Origin of the sequence: Isoptericola cucumis, assembly GCF_014635665.1 — a bacterium.
Classification (GTDB): domain Bacteria; phylum Actinomycetota; class Actinomycetes; order Actinomycetales; family Cellulomonadaceae; genus Isoptericola; species Isoptericola cucumis.
Genome location: NZ_BMDG01000002.1, coordinates 440,965 through 459,771 on the forward strand (window position 1 = coordinate 440,965; position 18,807 = coordinate 459,771).

15 protein-coding genes and 1 pseudogene are annotated in these 18,807 nt (G+C 76.6%); 10 read left to right on the top strand and 6 right to left on the bottom strand.

The genetic code is table 11. The annotated features are described in order from the left end of the window. Positions 1-57: 57 nt before the first annotated feature. Complete coding sequence (locus IEW03_RS04160) at positions 58-1,221, top strand: glycosyltransferase (RefSeq protein WP_188522373.1); 1,164 nt, start codon at positions 58-60, stop codon at positions 1,219-1,221. Here the strand turns inward: IEW03_RS04160 and IEW03_RS04165 are convergent. From IEW03_RS04165 to IEW03_RS04180, 4 genes are read right to left on the bottom strand one after another with little or no spacing between them, the layout of a single operon-like run. Continuing rightward, the gene (locus IEW03_RS04165) at positions 1,169-2,374 is read right to left on the bottom strand and encodes a glycosyltransferase (RefSeq protein ID WP_188522374.1); all 1,206 of its coding nucleotides are present in this window, start codon (positions 2,372-2,374) and stop codon (positions 1,169-1,171) included. The two genes, IEW03_RS04160 and IEW03_RS04165, sit on opposite strands and share 53 nt — an antisense overlap. Further along, positions 2,371-3,459, bottom strand: coding sequence for a glycosyltransferase family 4 protein (locus tag IEW03_RS04170; RefSeq protein ID WP_188522375.1), 1,089 nt, complete (start codon positions 3,457-3,459; stop codon positions 2,371-2,373). Before IEW03_RS04170 ends, IEW03_RS04165 begins: the two co-directional genes overlap by 4 nt. Beyond that, the gene (locus IEW03_RS04175) at positions 3,456-4,850 is read right to left on the bottom strand and encodes an O-antigen ligase family protein (protein ID WP_188522376.1); all 1,395 of its coding nucleotides are present in this window, start codon (positions 4,848-4,850) and stop codon (positions 3,456-3,458) included. The genes IEW03_RS04170 and IEW03_RS04175 overlap by 4 nt, the downstream gene beginning before the upstream one ends. Beyond that, positions 4,847-6,817 (bottom strand): glycosyltransferase, encoded by a 1,971-nt coding sequence (locus tag IEW03_RS04180; protein ID WP_188522377.1) that lies wholly within the window; start codon positions 6,815-6,817, stop codon positions 4,847-4,849. The genes IEW03_RS04175 and IEW03_RS04180 overlap by 4 nt, the downstream gene beginning before the upstream one ends. A 200-nt stretch (positions 6,818-7,017) precedes the next feature. On the opposite strand from IEW03_RS04180, the gene IEW03_RS04185 reads away from it, so the two are divergent. Both IEW03_RS04185 and IEW03_RS04190 read left to right on the top strand, forming a co-directional pair. Continuing rightward, positions 7,018-8,040 carry an NAD-dependent epimerase/dehydratase family protein gene (locus IEW03_RS04185; RefSeq protein WP_188522378.1) on the top strand — a complete coding sequence of 341 codons (1,023 nt, stop codon included), beginning with the start codon at positions 7,018-7,020 and terminating at the stop codon, positions 8,038-8,040. 76 nt (positions 8,041-8,116) lie between these two features. Beyond that, a complete protein-coding gene (locus tag IEW03_RS04190) occupies positions 8,117-9,295 on the top strand; it encodes a class I SAM-dependent methyltransferase (RefSeq protein WP_188522379.1) in 1,179 nt (392 codons plus the stop codon). A 78-nt stretch (positions 9,296-9,373) separates the two neighbouring features. Here the strand turns inward: IEW03_RS04190 and rfbC are convergent, their stop codons facing one another. Then, on the bottom strand, positions 9,374-9,922 hold the full coding sequence (gene rfbC, locus IEW03_RS04195; protein ID WP_188522380.1) for a dTDP-4-dehydrorhamnose 3,5-epimerase: 549 nt from the start codon (positions 9,920-9,922) through the stop codon (positions 9,374-9,376). A 168-nt stretch (positions 9,923-10,090) separates the two neighbouring features. On the opposite strand from rfbC, the gene IEW03_RS04200 reads away from it, so the two are divergent. From IEW03_RS04200 to IEW03_RS04230, 7 genes are read left to right on the top strand one after another with little or no spacing between them, the layout of a single operon-like run. Further along, positions 10,091-11,557, top strand: coding sequence for a glutamate-1-semialdehyde 2,1-aminomutase (locus IEW03_RS04200; protein WP_188522381.1), 1,467 nt, complete (start codon positions 10,091-10,093; stop codon positions 11,555-11,557). Continuing rightward, positions 11,554-12,375, top strand: a complete 822-nt coding sequence (locus tag IEW03_RS04205; protein ID WP_188522382.1) for a glycosyltransferase family protein — start codon at positions 11,554-11,556, stop codon at positions 12,373-12,375. The genes IEW03_RS04200 and IEW03_RS04205 overlap by 4 nt, the downstream gene beginning before the upstream one ends. Further along, positions 12,372-13,031 (top strand): PIG-L deacetylase family protein, encoded by a 660-nt coding sequence (locus IEW03_RS04210; RefSeq protein WP_188522383.1) that lies wholly within the window; start codon positions 12,372-12,374, stop codon positions 13,029-13,031. Before IEW03_RS04205 ends, IEW03_RS04210 begins: the two co-directional genes overlap by 4 nt. Beyond that, positions 13,028-14,449 (top strand): polysaccharide pyruvyl transferase family protein, encoded by a 1,422-nt coding sequence (locus tag IEW03_RS04215; protein WP_188522384.1) that lies wholly within the window; start codon positions 13,028-13,030, stop codon positions 14,447-14,449. Before IEW03_RS04210 ends, IEW03_RS04215 begins: the two co-directional genes overlap by 4 nt. After that, positions 14,446-15,363 carry a glycosyltransferase family 2 protein gene (locus tag IEW03_RS04220; protein ID WP_188522385.1) on the top strand — a complete coding sequence of 306 codons (918 nt, stop codon included), beginning with the start codon at positions 14,446-14,448 and terminating at the stop codon, positions 15,361-15,363. Before IEW03_RS04215 ends, IEW03_RS04220 begins: the two co-directional genes overlap by 4 nt. Next, positions 15,360-16,553 carry a polysaccharide pyruvyl transferase family protein gene (locus IEW03_RS04225; protein WP_188522386.1) on the top strand — a complete coding sequence of 398 codons (1,194 nt, stop codon included), beginning with the start codon at positions 15,360-15,362 and terminating at the stop codon, positions 16,551-16,553. The genes IEW03_RS04220 and IEW03_RS04225 overlap by 4 nt, the downstream gene beginning before the upstream one ends. Further along, positions 16,550-17,992 (top strand): apiosidase-like domain-containing protein, encoded by a 1,443-nt coding sequence (locus IEW03_RS04230; RefSeq protein ID WP_188522387.1) that lies wholly within the window; start codon positions 16,550-16,552, stop codon positions 17,990-17,992. The genes IEW03_RS04225 and IEW03_RS04230 overlap by 4 nt, the downstream gene beginning before the upstream one ends. A gap of 61 nt (positions 17,993-18,053) precedes the next feature. On the opposite strand, the pseudogene IEW03_RS04235 reads toward IEW03_RS04230, so the two are convergent. Beyond that, positions 18,054-18,746, bottom strand: a pseudogene (locus tag IEW03_RS04235) (IS481 family transposase); the annotation flags it as partial. Positions 18,747-18,807: the final 61 nt, after the last annotated feature.

Consider the following 18,807-nt stretch of genomic DNA (forward strand, 5'->3'; position numbering starts at 1 on the left):
CCGGCGCCGACACGGCCGCCGCCGACGCGGCCGGCGCCGACACGGCCGCCGCTGCGGGTGCTCGTCGTCGACCACACGGCCGAGCCGGGCGGCGCCGAGCTGGCGCTGCTGCGGCTGTGCCGGGAGCTCGTGACGACCGCGGACGACCTGGAGGTCCGGGCGCTGCTGCTGTCCGACGGGCCGCTGGTCGACCGGCTCGAGGCCGTCGGCGTCCCGGTCGACGTGCTGGCCGTAGCCCGCGACGTCGTCACCGCCTCCCGGTACGGGCTGTCCGGCGGCGGGGCCCTGCGCCGGCTGCGGGGCGTGGCACGCACGCAGGTGGCGCTCTGGCGGGCGCTGCGCCGCGCGGACATCGACGTCGTGCACACGACGTCGCTCAAGGCGCACCTGCTGGCGACGGTGCCGGCGCTCGCGGCGCGCCGCCGCGTCGTCTGGTACGCCCACGACCGGGTGGCCCCCGACTACCTGCCGTGGCCGGCGGTGCTCCTCGTGCGGGCCGTGGGGCGGCTGCCGCGCGCGGTGATCGCCAACTCGCGGGCCACCGCCGCGACGCTGGGGCGTGCCGCCGTCGTCGCCTACCCGGGCCTGGACCCGGACCAGGCGATCGCCCCGTCGCTGCCCGTCCCGCCGCGGGCCGGGGCGCCGGTGGTGGGCATCGTCGGGCGGGTGAGCCCCACGAAGGGGCAGCTCGAGCTGGTCCGGGCGGCGCCCCGGGTGCTGGAGCGCCACCCCGGGGCCCGGTTCCGGGTCGTGGGCGGGCCGATGTTCGGCGCGGCGGACCACCTCGCCCGCGTGCGCGCCGAGGCGGAGCGGCTCGGGGTGGCCGAGCGCTTCGCCTGGCCGGGCACCGTGCCGGACACACGGGCCGAGCTCGACGCGATGGCGGTGTGCGTGCACGCCTCGCCGGTCCCGGAGCCGTTCGGGCAGGTGGTCGTCGAGGCGCTCGCGCGCGGCGTGCCCGTCGTCGCGACCGACGCCGGCGGCGTCCCGGAGATCGTCGGCCGCGGGCCGCACGCGCTCGGGGCGCTGGTGCCCCCGGGCGACGTGGCGGCGCTCGCCGACGCGATCGTCGCCGTCCTCGACGACCTGCCCGCCGCGGCGCGCCGCGCCGACCGGGCGCGCCGCGTCGTGGCCGAGCGGTTCGGCGTGGCCGGGACGGCGCGGGTCGTCAGCGCAGCCTGGCGGGACGCCGCGCGACGCGGTCGACGACGTCGCCCATGAGCGCCGCCTGGCCGGCCCAGGTGGGGATCCCGGCCGCGGGGCCGGCATCGGCGCCGGCGTCGGGGCTGCCGGCACGCCCGGAGCCGTCGCTCCGGGTCAACGCGTCGCGCACCGCCGCCGGGAACGCGTCGGCCGCGGCGACCACGACGCCCGGCCCGGCGGCGTCGCGGAACCCCGCGACCGGGGTGGAGACCACGGGCCGCCCCACGGCCCGGTACTCGTAGAGCTTGATCGGGTCGAGGCTCTCGGTGAACGGCGACACGACGTGCGGCACGACGAGCACGTCCGCGTGCTGCAGGTAGGCCGGCACGTCGTCGCGGTGGCGCGCCCCCAGCAGCCGCACGCCGGCCTGCTCCAGCGCGGCCGTCGCGGACCGGTCCAGGTCGACCACGGGCCCGGCCAGCACGAGCGTCCCGGCGCCCGCGGTCGCGCGCGCCGTGCGCAGCGCGAGGCCGACGTCGAACCGGTCGGGGTGGACGGTGCCGAGGTAGAGCGCCACGGGTCCGGCGGGCAGGTCGTCCGGGCGGGGCCGGGGCCGGCGGTACCGGGCGACGTCGACGCCGTTGGTCACGAGCGTGACGGGCCGGGCGGCCCCCTTCGACCGGGCCAGGGTCGGCGAGCACACGACGACCTCCGCGCAGGCGTCGAGCAGCACGGCCTCGGCCGCGGTGAGGCGGGCGTGCTCGGCGGGGCCGCGGGGGGCCAGCAGCCAGTCGTCCGTGACGTCGTAGAGGGCGGGCCAGCCGGTGGCGGCGAGCAGGCCGGCGGCCGCCGGGTCGTTGACCCACAGCACCGGGTCGGCGATGCCCGCGCGCGTCGCGGCCCGGCGCACCGACCCGGCCAGGCGGTCGTCCGCCCGCCGGTCGAGGCGGCGCGGCCACAGCTTGGTCGGCTCGTGCAGCCAGAGCCGCCCCGCGCGCCCGTCGTCGCCCGGGCCGCGCCGCAGCCCGCGCCCGGGGCGGGGCGGCCGGCCGCGGCGGGCCGCGAAGGCGGGGTCGGCGGGCGGCTCGACGAAGAGCACCCGCAGCGCCGGGTCGCGGTCCAGCAGCCCGGACACGAGGTACTGGTTGCGGCGCCAGACCTCGTCCCACGCCTCCAGGGACACGACGACGAGATCCCGGCCGGCGCGGGCCGGCCGCCCGGCGGGGCTCACGTCGTCACCCCGGCGTCGGCGGCGGAGCGCCCGCCCGGCGCGCCGCCGACACGGCGGCCGGCGGCGGGGAGCACGCCGCGGTAGACGGCGTCGGTCGCGGCGACCTGGGCCTGCGGCGTGGCGCGCCGCACGACGGCGCGCCCGCCGGCCGCGAGGCGGCGCCGTGCCGCGGCGTCGGTCGCGACCTCGAACAGCAGGCGGGCCGCCGCGGCGTGGTCGCCGGGCGCGAACAGCGGCGCCCCGGGCACCGCGCCGGCGGTCTCCAGGTGCCCGCCAGCCGCCGACGCGACGACGGGCAGCCCGGCCCGCATCGCCTCGAGCACGCTCAGCCCGAGGCCCTCGCGCGGGCACGGGGCGACGAGCACCGTCGCGTCGCGCATGAGGTCCGCGACGTCGTCGCGCCGGCCCAGGAGCTCGGCCGACCGGGCGAGGCCGAGGTCGGCGGCGAGGCGCCCGAGGGCGTCGCGCTGCGCGCCGTCGCCCGCCACCCGCAGCACCCACCCGCCGGCGGCGAGGCCGGAGCCGGCGAAGGCGCGCAGGGCGGTGGCGGTGTCCTTCTCGGCCTCCAGCCGCTGGACGACCAGGACCACGCGCGACCGCGCGCCGGCGTCGGGCGGGGTGCCGGCGTCGTCGAGCCCGGGCGGGACGACCGTGCTGTCGCCCTCCACGTGCTCGGCGACGAACCGCGAGATCGCGACCTGCGCGCGCACCCGGCGGGCCGCGACGCGGGCGACCGCCGGCCCCAGCGGTCCCGACCCGCGGTGCGCGGCGAAGTGCCGGGTCGTGACGACCGGCGGTGCGGCGCGCAGCCCGGCGAGGCCGAGCGCGGCGGCCAGCTCGGCCGCCGTCATGTGCACGTGCACGACGTCGGCGCCACGGGCGTGGCGGCGGACCGCGGCCGCCGCCGCCCGCAGCGAGGCCGCCGGCTCGTGCCGGACGTGCGGGGCGAGCCGGGCCGTGCCGCGCGCGTCGCCGCCGAGCACGGTCACCGTGTGGCCGTGGGCGGCCTGCGCCTGGGCGAGGCGCGCGACGTGCTGCTCGACCCCGGCGAACGCGTCGGTCACGACGACGTGGAGCACCCTCATGCCGGCACCTCGGTCGGCGCCGTGCGGGGCGGCGGCCCGGCCGGTTCGGGGACGACCGGTTCGGGGACGACCGGTTCGGGGACGACCGGTTCGGGGTCGGCGGGCGTGGGCGGGGGTGCCGCCCGGGCCTCCTCCCACGCCCGTGCGCCCAGGATCACGCCGGCGAGCACGAAGGGCACCGAGACCTGCACGGACACCCAGAACAGGTCGAACTGGGCCTGCACGAACCGGCTGAGCACGAGGGCGGCCGCCAGCGTGCCGAACCGGCGGTCGACCCGCCACAGCACGACGACCGAGCCGAGCATCATCACGAGGAACCCGACCAGTCCCACGACCCCGGTGGAGGTGAGCACCTCCAGCTCGGCGTTGGGCGGCTGGAACTCGTACTCGGAGCGCCCCGCCGTCCACCACCGCAGCCCGATCCCGACCCAGGGGCTGGACTGCCAGACCTCGACCGCCTGCTGGTACCAGGTGAGGCGGGTGTACGCGGAGTTGAACTCGTTGCCCGACTCGAGCTGCTCGCGCACCATCGACACGACGGCCACCATCGCGGGCACGACCGCCAGCAGCACGACGAGGTTGCGGCGGCGGCCGGGCTCGGGCCGCAGCGCCAGGACGACGACCGCGACCCCCAGCCCGACGAGGGCCTGGCGGGCCTGGGAGGCGACGACCCCGGCGGTGCAGAGCCAGAACGCGGCCCAGGTGACGGACCGCGGCCACGCCAGCCACGACGGGCGCGCGTACACGACGACGGCGGCGAAGCCGAGCACGCAGCCGATGAAGTTCTTGTGCATCCCCCACGGCTGGTCCAGGTAGACGGGGCCGAGCTCGCCGGTGCTCGCCCACGCGACCGCCGCCGAGAGCACCGTGAGGGCGGCGATGGCGCAGGACCCGCCCACGAACAGCGCCAGCCCGGCGGAGGCGCGGCCGGAGCGGCCGACGGCCCAGCCGACGACGAGCGCGCCGCCGGTGAGGAGCCAGCCGTGCACCCACTCGACGGCGTTGGCGGTGTACGGGTTGGCGATCACGGTGAAGAGCGCCGCCACCTGGTAGACGACCGTCAGCCACAGGAGCGCCCGCAGGGGCGGGGAGAACGGCCGGGGCGCGAGGACGACCGCCGCCCAGAACGCGACGAAGAGCACCGCGTCGCTCGCGGAGAGGTTGAGCGAGTCGCCGCCGACGCGCTCGATCACCACCAGCGTCGCCATGCTCGCCAGCGGCAGCGCCTCGGCCCGCAGCGCGGTGAGCCCGAGCAGCAGCAGCCCGCCCGCGACCGCCATCGCGAGCCGCGGCTCGACCGGCACGAGGAAGCCGGTCGCGAGCAGCAGGATGCCGACGACCATGGCGACCGTGAACCGGCCGGAGGCGGCGCGCAGCCGGGCGGCGCTCACGCGGTCCCCGCCTCGGCGCGCACGGGTCCCCGCAGGTACAGCCGCAGCCGCCGGCGCGCCTCGCGCGCCCGGTCGCCCGGCAGGACGAGTGCGCGCACCGCGGACCCGGCCACGACCGCGCCCCGGGCGACGGCCCAGCCGGCCGTGCCGTGGTGCTTGCGGAGGTAGCGCTCCTGGGAGGCGTGGAAGAAGGCCTCGCGGGCCGCGGGGTCGCTGCTCGTGGCGCCGCCGACGTGCGTGGCCCGCACCCCGTCGACGACCGCGTGCCGCCAGCCGGCCCGTACCGCCCGGTACGCCCAGTCGGTCTCCTCCGCGTAGAGGAAGAAGCGCTCGTCGAGCCCGCCCACCTCGGCCAGGGCCTCGGCGCGCAGCAGCAGCACGGAGCCGACGACGAACGACCGGCCGGCGGGGGTGCGGCGCAGCCGGCCCAGGCCGACGGCCTCGAGCCAGGACCCGGCCGGGCTCGGGAACGGCCAGGCGACGCGGGCGGGCACCCCGTGCTCGTCGACCTGGCGCGGTCCGACGCTCGCCGTGCCCGGCGCGGCGTGCAGCGCACGCTGGAGCGCGAGCACGTCCTCCGGGGCGACGACGGCGTCGGGGTTGAGCAGCAGCACGTCCGCCCCGGGCGCCTGGCGGTGCGCGAGCGCGTGGTTGACGCCCGCGGCGAAGCCGCCGTTGCGGCCCGGGTCGAGGTAGCGCCCGCCGGCGAGCTCCGTGATCTCGCGGACCCGCGGCAGCGAGGAGTTGTCCACCACCGTCAGGAGGTACGTGCCCGCCAGCGGCTCCAGCGCGGCGCGCAGCAGGTCGGGGGAGCCGTACGCGACGACGACCACCTCGGGCGGGGCGACGCCCTCGGCCGGCGAGGCCGTCCCGGCGACGACGGCGCGGTAGAGGGCGTCCTGCTGCCGCGCCACCTGCGCCCACGAGCACGACGCGGCGCGCTGCGCCCCCGCCTCCCGCAGCCGCCGGGCCAGACCCGGCTCGGTGCCGACCCGCAGCAGCGCGTCGCGCAGGGCGGCGGCGTCGCCGGGCGGCACGAGGATCCCGGCCCCGCCGACGACGTCGGGCAGCGCGCCGGAGTCGGACGCGACGACGGGGACGCCGCACGCCATCGCCTCGACGGCGACGCGCCCGAACTGCTCGACCCACCCGGGGGTGTCGAGGGACGGCACGGCGAGGACGTCGAGGGACCGGTAGAAGTCCGCCAGGCCGGGCCCCGACAGCGCGCCGTGGAGCCGGACCCGCGCACCGTGGGCCGCCCGCTCGACGGCGGCGCGGTCGGGCCCGTCGCCGGCGACGTCGAGGTGCAGCCGGTCGTCGCCCGCCACGGCCTCGAGCAGGACCGTGACGCCCTTGTGCGGCGCGAGCCGGCCGGCGTAGCCCACGCGGACCGGGTCGCCGGCCGCCCGGGATCGCGGCTCGCCGGGGTGCAGGTCGGCGAGGTCCACGCCCAGCGGGACGGTCGTCACGACGCCGCGCGCGCCCTTGCGCCGCAGGATCTGGCCCGCCCGGTCGTTGCAGACGTGGATGCCCGCGGCCGTGCGCAGCGCGCGCCGCTCGAGCCGGCGGAACGGCCACGGGTAGCGCTTGTCGAGGTTCTGCGCCGAGTACAGCACGACCGGTGGCGCCGGACGGCGGCCGGTCAGGGCACGCAGCCGCCGCAGCACCAGCACCTCGGCCGTGGCCAGCGCGAACGGCTCCTCGTGCACGTCCAGCACGTCCCAGCGCTCGCCCAGCGCCCGCCACAGCGGGCCGGGGGAGTAGACGAACAGCGCGGGGTGCGTGCCGAGCGTGCGCACGCCGCGCACCGGCTCGCCAGGGCGCGGCTCGAGGGGCACGCGCCGCCCGCCCTCGTCCCACGCCCGCGCGGACAACGTGCGCACGTCGTGGCCCAGCGCACGCAGCTCGCGCTCGCGCTCGCGCCACGCGTCCACGACGGCGCTGTGCGAGACGCGCAGGACTCTCATGGCCTCGATCGTGGTCGGTGGGGCGCCCCACGGGAATGTCCCGGAGCAGCAATCACCCGGGCGGACGGGCTTTTCACCCACGCTGCGTCTACGGCTCCCGACCGGCGCTGGTTAGCGTCGAGAGGGCCGAACCGGGCGGGTTCGACGGCCGGGACTCCGGGCCGACGACCGGCCGGACCAACGATGACGGGGAGCGGACCATGCGAGTGCTTGTCGACGGCGACCGAGGCTATGTCGGGGCCGTGCTGGTCCCGTTCCTGCAGGCGGCCGGCCACGAGGTGGTCGGCCTGGACGTCGGCTGGTACGACGGGTGCGACTTCGGCCCGCCGGTGACCGGCTACGAGCAGCGCACCGGCGACGTCCGGGACGCGCGGCCCGAGGACCTGGCGGGCTTCGACGCCGTCGTGCACCTCGCGGCCATCTCGAACGACCCCCTCGGGCACCTGAACCCGCAGGCCACCTTCTCCGTGAACGCGGACGGCGCCGTGCACATGGCGCGGACCGCGCGGGCCGCGGGGGTGCCCCGGTTCCTGTTCTCCTCGTCCTGCTCCCTGTACGGGGCCGCCGGCGACGCCCCGGTGGACGAGAGCTCGGGGTTCAACCCCGTCACCCCGTACGGGGAGTCGAAGGTCGTGGCCGAGCGCGGGATCTCCGCCCTGGCGGACGACGGCTTCTCGCCCACGTTCCTGCGCAACGCCACCGCGTACGGCTCGTCGCCGCGCCTGCGGGCGGACATCGTCGTCAACAGCCTCACCGGGACCGCCTACACGCGCGGGCAGGTGCGGCTCCAGTCGGACGGGAGCCCCTGGCGCCCGCTCGTGCACGTCGAGGACATCGCCCGCGCCTTCCTCGCGGGGCTCGAGGCGCCGCGCGAGGTCGTGCACGACCAGGCGTTCAACGTGGGGCGCGACGAGGACGTCGTGCAGATCCGCACCATCGCCGAGCAGGTCAGCGAGATCACGGGCGCGCCCGTGACCTTCGCCGAGGGCGCCGGCGCCGACTCCCGCAACTACCGCGTCGACTTCACCAAGATCCGCGCGACGCTGCCGGCCGCCGCGCCGAGCTGGACCATCCCCGACGGCATCCGGGAGATCTGGAAGGACGCCGCGGACCGGAACCTGACCGCCGAGCAGTTCGAGGGCGAGCGCTTCGTGCGGCTCGCGCGCATCAACCGGCTCGCCGCCGACGGCCGTCTCGACATCGCCACGCTCCGGCTCCGCTGAGCCGCAGCTCTGAGCCGGAGACCTGAGCCGGAGACCCGAGCCAAGACCCGAGCCGGAAGACTCTGAGAGGGACACCATGACCGACATCTCGACCCCCACCCCCGTGGCGGGGCCGTCCGCGGCACCCGTCGACCCCGCCTGGCGTGACCGCTGGGACGCGACGGCCGAGGGCGTCGTCGTCCTCGACCTGGGGATGCAGCCGCCCGCCGACCTGTTCCCCGAGCCGTCCGACCCGACCCCCGACCCGGAGCACCCGCTGCGCATGGTGCTCGGCACGTCGACCGGGCTGGCGCAGATCGAGACGGACCCCACGACGCCGCAGGAGCCCCGCGGCGTCGAGCCCGCCGCGCTCGTGGCGCAGGCGGAGGCCGCCGTCGACCAGGCGGAGGCCGCCGGCTTCGTGCGCCGGGGCGCCCGCGTGCTGGAGTACCCGAGCCCGCACGGCGGCACGTGGGTGGACCAGCTGGCGCGGCGCGACATGGTCGAGGTCTCCGAGGGGCCCGCCGAGCTGATCGTCGACATCTTCGGGATGATGCACGACGCCGACCAGCGGGCCGCGCTGCTCGAGCGCCGCGACCGGCTCGCGGACGACGGCGTGCTGCTCATGCAGTACCACACGCTCGCCGCCATCGTGCGGGGCGGGATCTGGAACGCGCTGCGGCACGGCCACTTCGCCTACTACTCGACGCCCGCGCTGGTGCGCATGGGCGCGGAGGTGGGCCTCACCGCCGTCGGCGCCTGGGAGTACCCCCTGTACGGCGGCACGATCATGCTGGCGTTCGCCAAGGAGGGCTCGCGGTGGGGCGGGCAGACGCCCGACGTGACCGCGATGGTGGAGCGCGAGACGGCCGAGGGGATCCTGGACGCCCGGTCGGTCGGGAGCCTGGACACCGCGCTGCGCGAGTCCGTGGCCGCCATCGGGGCCTACCTGCGCGACGCGACGGACCGCGGGCTGCGCGTGGCCGGCTACGGCGCGGCGTCCCGCACGTCCGCGCTGCTGCGGGCGTCGGGCATCGAGGCGACGCAGGTCGTCGCGGTCGCCGACGCCTCCACGGCCAAGCACGGCCGCACGATGCCGGGCAACCGGATCCCGATCGTGTCGCCGGACGACCTCGTGGCCCTGCGCCCCGACCGGGTGCTGCTCTTCGTCCCCGACCTGCTGGACGAGGTGCGGCGTGCGCTGCCCCAGGTCGAGGCGGCCGGCGGCCGGTGGGTCGTGCTGGACCCGATGCCGCGGGAGGTCGCGCCGCTCTGAGCCGTCCGGCCCCGGACGACAGCGGTCCGGCTCCGAGACCGGAGCCGGACGGTCGTCGTGCCTGGGCCCTCAGGGGGGTCAACGACCCAGGCTCGCCTTGTACTCGGCCCACGACAGGGCGTGCCGGTCGCGCTCGCTGACGATCGTGATCGGAGCGGGCCACGGCACGGCGAGGTCGGGGTCGTCGAAGCTGACGGTGACGTCCTCGTCCGGGCCGTAGAAGTCGTCCATCCGGTAGACGAAGTCCGTCTGTGACGTCAGCGCCTGGTACCCGTGCAGGAACCCGCGCGGGATGTACACCTGCCGGCAGAGCTGGTCGTCGAGCAGGAACGTCTCCATGCGCCCGAACGTGGGGGAGTCCGGCCGGGCGTCGATCGCGACGTCGAGCACGGCGCCGTGCGCGCACCGCACCAGCTTGGCCTCGCCCGCGTTCGACCGGCCGTGCAGGCCGCGCACGACGCCCTGGTAGGACCGCGACTGGTTCTCCTGCTTGAAGCCGGCCGGGTCGATCCCGGCGTCGGCCATGACGGCGACGTCGAACGTGCGGGAGAAGTACCCGCGCTCGTCGCGGTGGGGTGTCGGCTCGAAGACGAGGAGCCCGGGGATGGTTGTCTCGATGACCTTCATGCGACCTCACGCTAGGTCGGCCGTGCGCCCCGCGGACCGTCCGGGGCGGATGAAATCCGGCCGTAAGGCGGCGCCGGCCGGGTGAACTGCCGGGGATCGTCTTCCGCCCGCCGCGCCGCGGTGCACAGACTGGCGACGGCCAGCAGGTCCGATCCCAGGGAGCCTCAGATGACCCAGACCGCAGGCAGCACAGGGAGCGCCACGACGGCGTCCGCGCCCGCGCGGCACCGGTTCGGGCGGTCGGACTCGGCGCAGCGCCGGCTGCACGAGCTCGTGCCCGGCGGGGCCCACACCTACGCCCGCGGCTCGGACCAGTACCCGGAGGGCATGGCGCCGGTGCTGGTGCGCGGCAGCGGCGCCCGGGTGCAGGACCTCGACGGCAACTGGTTCGTCGAGTACGGCATGGGGCTGCGCGCGGTGACGCTCGGGCACGGGTACGAGCCGGTCGTCGCCGCCGTGACGCGCGCCGCGTCCCAGGGCGTGAACTTCTCCCGCCCGTCCGTCTGGGAGCTGCAGGCGGCGGAACGCTTCTGCGCCCAGGTGCCGGGCGCCGAGATGGTGAAGTTCGCCAAGAACGGGTCGGACGTCACCACGGCGGCGATCAAGCTCGCGCGCGCGGCCACGGGCCGCGACCTGGTGGCGGTGTGCTCCACGCAGCCGTTCTTCTCCACCGACGACTGGTTCGTCGGCACGACGGCGATGTCGGCCGGCATCCCGGCGGCGCACCGCGACCTGACGGTCGGCTTCCGGTACAACGACCTCGACTCGGTGCGCGCGGTGCTGGACGCCCACCCGGGCCGGGTCGCGGCGCTCATCCTCGAGCAGGCGACCGCGACGGCCGAGCCGGCGCCGGGCTTCCTCGAGGGCCTGCGCGAGCTGGCCGACCGCGACGGGTTCGTGCTCGTCTTCGACGAGATGATCACCGGCATGCGCTGGGCCGCCGGCGGGGCGCAGTCCGTGTACGGCGTCGTCCCCGACCTGTCCACGTGGGGCAAGGCCCTCGGCAACGGGTTCTCCGTCTCGGCGCTCGCGGGCCGCGCGGACCTCATGGAGGTCGGCGGGCTCAACACCGACGACCCCCGCGCGTTCCTGCTGTCCACCACGCACGGGGCGGAGACGACGGGCCTGGCCGCGTACCTCGCCGTCGCCGACGCGTACGCCGAGCGCGACGTCGTCGGGATCATGGAGGCCCAGGGGCAGCGGCTGCGCGCGGGCGTCGAGCAGGCCGCGGCCGAGGCGGGGCTGTCCGACCACGTGACGGTCATGGGCAGGTCGTCGTGCCTCGTGTTCGGCACGCGCGACACGGAGCGCAACCCGTCGCAGGCGTTCCGCACCCTGTTCCTGCAGGAGCTGCTGTCGCGGGGGGTGCTGGCCCAGTCCTTCGTGATCTCGGCGGCGCACACCGACGCCGACGTCGACGCGACCGTGGAGGCGGTGCGCGGCGCGCTCGTCGTCTACGGGCAGGCCGTCGACGCCGGCACCACCGACGGGCTGCTGCAGGGCCGGCCCGTCGCGCCGGCGATGCGGGAGCGGGCCGCCCCGCGGCGGCTGCCGGACACGCTGCCGGGGTCCGGCGGCGGGGGAGAGGGCGGCGGCGGCGACGCCGGCGCGGGGACGACGGAGGTCGGGTCATGAAGGTCGTGCTGTTCTGCGGCGGGCTGGGGATGCGGATGCGCTCCGGGCCGGAGTCGCTGCCCAAGCCGATGACGTCGATCGGGTCCCGACCGGTCCTGTGGCACATCATGAAGTACTACGCGCACTTCGGGCACACGGAGTTCATCCTGTGCCTCGGGTACGGCGCGACGGCCGTCAAGGACTACTTCCTCCACTACTCGGAGACCCACTCGAACGACTTCGTGCTGACGAAGGGCGGGGAGCAGGTCGAGCTGCTGAGCACCGACATCAGCGAGTGGCGCATCACGTTCGTCGACACCGGGATCGACACGCCGATCGGCGAGCGGCTGCGGCGCGTGCGCCCGTTCCTGGAGGACGACGACGTCTTCCTCGCGAACTACGGCGACGTGCTCACCGACGCCCCGATGAACGACATCATCGACGAGCTCGTCGCCACCGACGCCGTCGGCTCGCTGCTGGCGGTGCCGCCGCAGGACTCGTTCCACGTCGTGCGGTACGACGAGGACGGCACGATGCGGGACCTCGAGCCCGTGGCCGGCATGACCATGTGCATCAACGGCGGCTACTTCGTGCTGCGCCAGGGCATCTTCGACTACCTGGACGAGGGCGACGACCTCGTCATGAACGGCTGCGTGCGGGCCGCGCGCGACGGGCGCTTCCGGGCCGTGGGCTACGAGGGGTTCTGGGCGCCGATGGACACCCTCAAGGAGCGCAACATGCTCGAGGAGATGGACCGCCGGGGCCGCCGGCCGTGGGCCGTGTGGGAGCACGACGCGGGCTCGCTGCGTCCCCGTGCCGTGCCGAGCGCGGTCCGATGATCGGGCTCGGCCTGCCGCCCGGCGACCTGCGGGTGCTGTGCGTGGCCGCCCACCCCGACGACGTCGAGATCGCGTGCGGGGGCACCCTGCTGGCGCTCGCGGCCCGGGGCGGCGTGCAGGTCGCCGTCGCGACGCTCACCGGCAGCCCGGAGCGCCGCGCCGAGGCCGAGGCGGCGGCCCAGGCGTTCAGCCCGGGCGCGACGAGCCGGTTCTGGTCGTGGCCCGACGGCCGGCTGCCGGAGCACTGGGGCGCGGTCAAGGACGCGCTCGAGTCCCTGGCCCGCGAGCTGGAGCCGGCGGGCCGGATCGACCTCGTGCTCGCCCCGAGCCCGCAGGACGCCCACCAGGACCACCGCCTCGTCGGCGAGCTGGTGCCGACGGTGTGGCGGGACGCCCTCGTGCTGGAGTACGAGATCCCGAAGTGGGACGGCGACCTGCGCCGCGTGACGACGTACGTGCCCGTCCCGCGCGCCGACGCGCGTCGCAAGGTCGAGCTGCTGACCAAGCACTACCCCTCCCAGACCGCCCGCGACTGGTGGGACGACGAGACGTTCCTCGGCCTCATGCGCCTGCGCGGGATGGAGTGCCGGGCGCCGTACGCGGAGGGGTTCACGGTGCGCAAGCAGCGCCTGGACCTGGGGCCGGGGGCCCGGTGACCCGCGCGCGTCGTGGGCCTGCGGGCGTCGACGCACCCCGGGTCGCGCTCTTCGGCGAGGTCGGCGTCGGGAACCTCGGCAACGACGCGTCGTTCACGGCGGTCGCGGCCCTGCTGCGCGAACGCGTGCGAGGCATCCGGGTCGAGGTGATCGGGCGCGACGTCGGCCTCGAGGACGGGGCCCGGAGGGCACGACGGGCGGACGTCCGCTTCGACGGCACGGTCCCGCTGCGCTCGTCGTTCGGCCTGCGGCTGCAGCGGTCCGGGCGGGGCGGCGCGATGACGCGCACGGCGGCGAAGCTCGCCGACCTGCTGCACCTGGTGCGGGTGGTCGGGGGCTACGACGCGGTGGTGGTCCCCGGCACCGGCGTGCTCGAGCGCGCAGGTCGCCGCGACCCGGGCGGGGTGCTCGTGTGGCTCGCGGTCCTCGCGCTCGCCTGCCGGCTGCGGCGGGTGCCGTTCGCGTGGTTCGCGGTCGGTGGCGGCCCGTACGACAGCCGTCTGCCCGCCTGGACAGCGGGCGTCGCCGCGCGGGGGGCCCGCTACCGCTCCTTCCGCGACGCCGGGTCGCGCGACGCCCTGCCGGCCTGGGCGGGCGTGGGCAGGGACGCGGTGACGCACGACGTCGTTCTGGGCCGTCCCGAGGCGCTGCGGCGGGGGACACCGTCGGAGCGGTCGGAGCGGTCGGAGCGGTCGGAGCGGTCGGAGCGGTCGGAGCCGTCGGCCGGGCCGCGCACGGTGGCGGTGGGGGTCATCGACCACGACCCGCCCGGCGGGGACAGCGCGTCGCTGCGCCGCCGCTACCTGGACCGGGCCGCCGCGCTCGTGCGGACGCTGGTGGGATCCGGGTCGGTGGTGGAGCTTCTCGCTGCCGACGGCGCCGACCACGGGCCGGTGGCCGACGTCCGAGAGGCCGTGAGCGCCGTCCCGGCGGACGTCCCGATGGGCCGCAGGGGCGTGCCCGCGGCATCCGTGCACACCGAGGTGACCGGCCTGGACGCCCTGGTGGTGTACCTGGCCGACGTCGACGTCGTCGTGTCGAGCCGCTACCACGTGCTCGTCGCCGCCTTCCTGGCACGCCGGCCGGTCGTGGCCCTGAGCCACGCGCACAAGGACGACGCGCTGCTGCACGGCGCCGGTCTCGGGGCGTACGTGGTGCCGATCGACGCGGCGGAACCCGGCCGCGTCGCCGCCCTCGTGAGGGCAGCCCACGCCGACGCGGCCCGCGTCGCCGAGGAGCTCGACGCCACCTGCCGGGCCGCGTACGCCTCCGTGCACGGGGAGGCCGACCGGCTGGTCGCCGCGCTCGGGCTCGTCGCCACGGTCGGGCCGGCCGACCCGGCGCACGACGCCCTCGCCGGGGTGCTCCAGGACGTGACGACTCCGTCGCTCGACGACCGGGCCCGGGAGTCGTCATGACCGCGCCGCCGCGCGTGACCATCGGCGTGCCCGTGCACGACGGCGAGCGCTACCTCCCGGAGGCCCTCGCGGCTCTCGAACGCCAGGACCTCGGTGACTTCGCCGTGGTCGTGGCCGACAACGCCTCCACGGACGGCACCCAGGAGATCGCGCGCGAGGCAGCCGCCCGCGACCCGCGGTTCACGTATGTGCGGCACGAGGTGAACATCGGCGGCGGCCACAACGCCGCGTGGCTGCTGGACCATGCGCGCTCCCCGCTGTTCGCGTGGGCGTACCACGACGACCTGCGCGACCCGGCGTGGCTGCGCCGCAGCGTCGAGGTGCTGGACGACGCCGGCCCGGGCGCGGTGTGCGCCGTCCCGCGCGTCGTGCTCGTCGACACCGAGGGCCGGGAGGTCGGCGAGCACCAGGACGGCGACGCCGACCTCGCGGGCGGGCTGGCGGCGTCCGCCCCGCACCGGCGGCTCGGCACGGTGCTGCGCCGCATGGTGGGGCAGGTCGGGTTCGGCCTGATGCGCACCGCGGCGGCGCGCGCGGCGGGCGGCGTCCGGGTCTCGACGGCGGGCGAGATGGTGCTGCCGGCGGCGCTCGCCCTGGCCGGCCGCCTCGAGGTGGTGCCCGAGCGCGGGCTGCTGCACATCCGCGCCCACGACCAGCGGCACGGCGGCGACCGGGCCAGCGAGGCCGCGTGGGTGGACCCGAGCCGGCCGCGCACCGTGTTCCCGTACTCGCGCTCCACGTTCCTCCTGCTGGGGGCGGTGGGCGCCGCACCGCTCGACGTCGTCGAACGCGCGCGGTGCGCGGCGACGGTGCTCGGGCGCTGGACGGTGCCCGGGTGGCGCACCGTCGCCGGGGACCTCGTGCGCCTGCCGCAGGACGCCGGGCTCGTCGGGTCCCGCCGGAGGACGACGTGAGGCGGGTGCGCCGGGTCGCGTTCTTCGGCGAGACGGGCATCGGCAACCACGGGAACGACGCCTCGCTGGCCGCGGGCCTGGCGCTGCTCGACGGTACGGGCGTGCGTCCGCTGGCGGTGGCGCAGCTGCCTGCCGTGGTGGCGGCCGAGCATGGCGTCGAGGCCGTGGAGATCCGTTGCCCGAGCGGCCCGCGCCACGGGCTGAGCAGCCTCGCGGGCCGGGTGGCCGACGTGCTGCACCTGGGCCGTACGGTGCGGTCGGTGGACGCCGTCGTCGTGCCCGGCACGGGGATCTTCGAGGGGCAGGGGCAGCGCCCGCGCGGCATCCCGTTCTCGCTGTTCTGGCTCGCCGCCTGGGCGCGCCTGCACCGCCGACCCCTGCTGCTGCTCAGCGTGGGGGTCGACGGCCAGGGGTCCCCCGGCGTGCGCTGGTTCTTCGCCCGGACGCTCGCGTGGGCGGACGTCGTGACCGTGCGCGACGACGGGTCGGCCCGCGCGCTGGCCGCGCTCGGGGTGCGGCGGGCGGCGGCGGTGGTGCCCGACCTCGTGCTGCGCCGGGACCCCGTCACCGCGCCGCCGGCCCGCGGGACCGGGGAGACGGACCCGCTGGTCGCCGTCGGGGTCATGGACTGGGGCGGCACCGAGCGCGACGCCGACCGGGAGCGCTGCACCGGCCGCGCCGTCGTGCTCGTGCGTGCTCTGCTCGGCACGGGGGCCCGCGTGCGGGTCGTGACCGGCGAGGAGCTGGACCTGCGCGTCGCCCGCGAGGTGGTGCGCCGGGTGCGCGCCGGCGACCCGGGGGCCGCCGTCGAGCTGAGCGAGGCACGCACCGTGGAGGACGTCGCGCACGCGCTCGGCGGGTGCCACGCGCTGGTCGCCGCGCGCTACCACAACCTGGTCGCCGCGGTGGGCGAGGGGGTGCCGGTCGTCGCCACGGGGTACGGGCCCAAGCAGGCGTCGCTCGTGGCGCACTACGCCCCGCCCGGCCAGGGCGCGGAGCGGTCGCACGACCGCGACACGTTCGACCCGGCGGCCGTCGTCGCCCAGGTGCGCGACATCCTGGCCGACCACGACGCGGAGTCGGCGCACGTGCGCGCCGTCGCGGACGCCGACCGCGCCGCCGTCCGCGCGCAGGAGGACCGCGTGCGTCAGCTGCTCGGGATCCGCGCCCGGGAGCCGGCGACGCCGTGAACCGGCGGCTCGCGGCACGCACCGCCGCGGTGCTGGCCGCTGTGCTGGCCGCAGTGGCGGTCGCCGTCCTGGTGGTCCTCGGCGGGTACCAGGCGCTCCGTCCCGAGCGGGCGGCGCCGGAGCCGTCGAGCGGGCCCGCGGCCGCCGCCCCCGCGACCTCGGGCGCCCCGACGGCGTCGCCGCGGGCGGACGGCGGGACGCGGTTCGTCACGGCCGTCTCGGGCGACGGCCGGTACTTCGTGGACCAGGACGGCGACCCGGTGCTGGTGCGCGGCGACTCGCCGTGGTCGCTGCTGGTGGACCTGCGGCCCGACGAGGCCGAGACGTACCTGACCGCCCGGGCGGAGCAGGGCTTCAACACCCTGGTCGTGTCGCTGCTGGGCAACCCGATGAACGGCGGGGTCACCGCGGACGGCGCCACGGTCGACGGGCTGCTCCCGTTCGCCCAGGGCGACGTCACGGGCTGGCACGAGCCGTACTGGGACCGGGCGCACGCCACCCTGGCGCGGGCGGCCGACCTCGGGCTCACCGTCCTGCTGTACCCGGTGGACAGCTGGACGGTCGAGGAGCCGTTCGGCTCGCCGTCCGTCGAGGACTGCCGCGCGTACGGCGCGCAGGTGGGCGAGTGGGCTGCGGACCTGCCGAACGTCCTGTGGATGGCGGGCGGCGACTACACGCCGAGCCCGGAGCACGACGCGTGCTTCGAGGCGGTGCAGGAGGGGATCCGGTCCACCGGCGACGACCGGCCGTTCTCCGCCCAGCTGATCACGGTGCGGTTCGCCGGTCAGGACCCGCACTGGGGTCCGCTCGTCGACTGGGACTTCGTGTACTCGTACCAGCCGGTGTACGAGGCCGTGCGCGAGGCGTACGACACCGGGCCCGTGCGGCCCGCCCTGCTCGCCGAGTCGAACTACGAGGGCGAGAACAACCTCGAGGACGAGCCCACGACCACCGAGACCCTGCGGCGCCAGGTGCTGTGGGCCGTCACGAGCGGGTCGCCGGGGGACGTGTTCGGCACCGACGACTGGGAGTTCCTGCCCGGCTGGCAGGGGCGGCTGCGCTCGGAGGGCGCGCAGCAGGTGGCGCGGCTGCGCGACGTCGTCGCGGCCCTGCCCTGGTGGACGCTGGTGCCGGACGACGGGTCACTGCTCGTCGGGGGAGCCAGCGGGAACCCGGAGGCCCTCGACCAGCTGGAGAGCGACCTCGCGACCGCGGCGGCGAGCCCCGACGGCGACCTCGCCCTCGTCTACGTGCCGACCGCCCGCACGGTCACGCTCGACCTCGACGGGCTCGCGGCGGGGGCTCAGGCCTGGTGGGTGGACCCGACGACCGGCGAGCCCGAGTCCGCCACCCTCGCCGCGTCGATGACCACGCCGGGCGCGAACGCCGACGGCGACCACGACTGGCTGCTGGTGCTGGGCACCCATCGGCCGTGGTGACGTCCGGATCGACCAGGCGATGGCGCCGCGACAGGTGGCCCGACTGCTGGTTACGGGTGGACTAGCTGTACTGACCGGACAGGTTGGTCAATCGGGTGACTGGTGGCTTGTTCCCGCAGGCGGTGTGGGGTCGGTGGTGGTTGTACTCGTGGAGCCATCCTGGCAGGGCTGCGCGGCGTTCAGCCTCCGAGGTGTAGCAGCGGGCATATCCCCATCCGTCGGCGAGGGTGCGATGGAAGCGTTCGATCTTGCCGTTGGTCTGGGGCCGGTAGGGGCGGGTGCGGGTGTGCCTGATCGCAAGCTCGAGACAGGTGTCATGCCACAGGTGAGAGCGATACGGGGCGCCGTTGTCCGACAGGACTCGTTCGGTCGTGATCCCGCGGGCGGCGAACCACGCCACGGCCCGGCGCAGGACGCCCGTAGCGGTGACGGCGGTCTCGTCGTCGTGGACTTCGGCGTAGGCGACCCGGGAGTGGTCATCGATGACGGTGTGCACGAACGCGTGCCCCATCTTCGGGTTGTGGTGGGCGTTGCGCGGCTTGCCGGGCGTAGCGGCCCGATTCCGGTCGCCGCGGGTGCGACCGACGAACCTCCAGCCGCCGCCGTCGGGGATGTTCCCGAGTTTCTTGACATCCACGTGCAGCATCGCACCGGGATGGTCGTGCTCGTAGCGGCGCACCGGCTCGCCCGTGGCCCGGTCCACATGAGACAGGCGGTTGAGCCGGCAACGGACCAGGACCCGGTGGACGGTTGTCCCGCCCCGGGTTCAGTGGAGGCTCGATACTGACGCCTCGACGGTAGCCGGGGCGGTGTGG

Bases quoted from the DNA above. Each gene is read 5' to 3' on its own strand.
- IEW03_RS04170 (WP_188522375.1), bottom strand. From the start codon at position 3,459: ATGAGGGTGCTCCACGTCGTCGTGACCGACGCGTTCGCCGGGGTCGAG.
- IEW03_RS04180 (WP_188522377.1), bottom strand. From the start codon at position 6,817: ATGAGAGTCCTGCGCGTCTCGCACAGCGCCGTCGTGGACGCGTGGCGC.
- IEW03_RS04185 (WP_188522378.1), top strand. From the start codon at position 7,018: ATGCGAGTGCTTGTCGACGGCGACCGAGGCTATGTCGGGGCCGTGCTG.
- IEW03_RS04190 (WP_188522379.1), top strand. From the start codon at position 8,117: ATGACCGACATCTCGACCCCCACCCCCGTGGCGGGGCCGTCCGCGGCA.
- rfbC (WP_188522380.1), bottom strand. From the start codon at position 9,922: ATGAAGGTCATCGAGACAACCATCCCCGGGCTCCTCGTCTTCGAGCCG.
- IEW03_RS04200 (WP_188522381.1), top strand. From the start codon at position 10,091: ATGACCCAGACCGCAGGCAGCACAGGGAGCGCCACGACGGCGTCCGCG.
- IEW03_RS04205 (WP_188522382.1), top strand. From the start codon at position 11,554: ATGAAGGTCGTGCTGTTCTGCGGCGGGCTGGGGATGCGGATGCGCTCC.
- IEW03_RS04210 (WP_188522383.1), top strand. From the start codon at position 12,372: ATGATCGGGCTCGGCCTGCCGCCCGGCGACCTGCGGGTGCTGTGCGTG.
- IEW03_RS04220 (WP_188522385.1), top strand. From the start codon at position 14,446: ATGACCGCGCCGCCGCGCGTGACCATCGGCGTGCCCGTGCACGACGGC.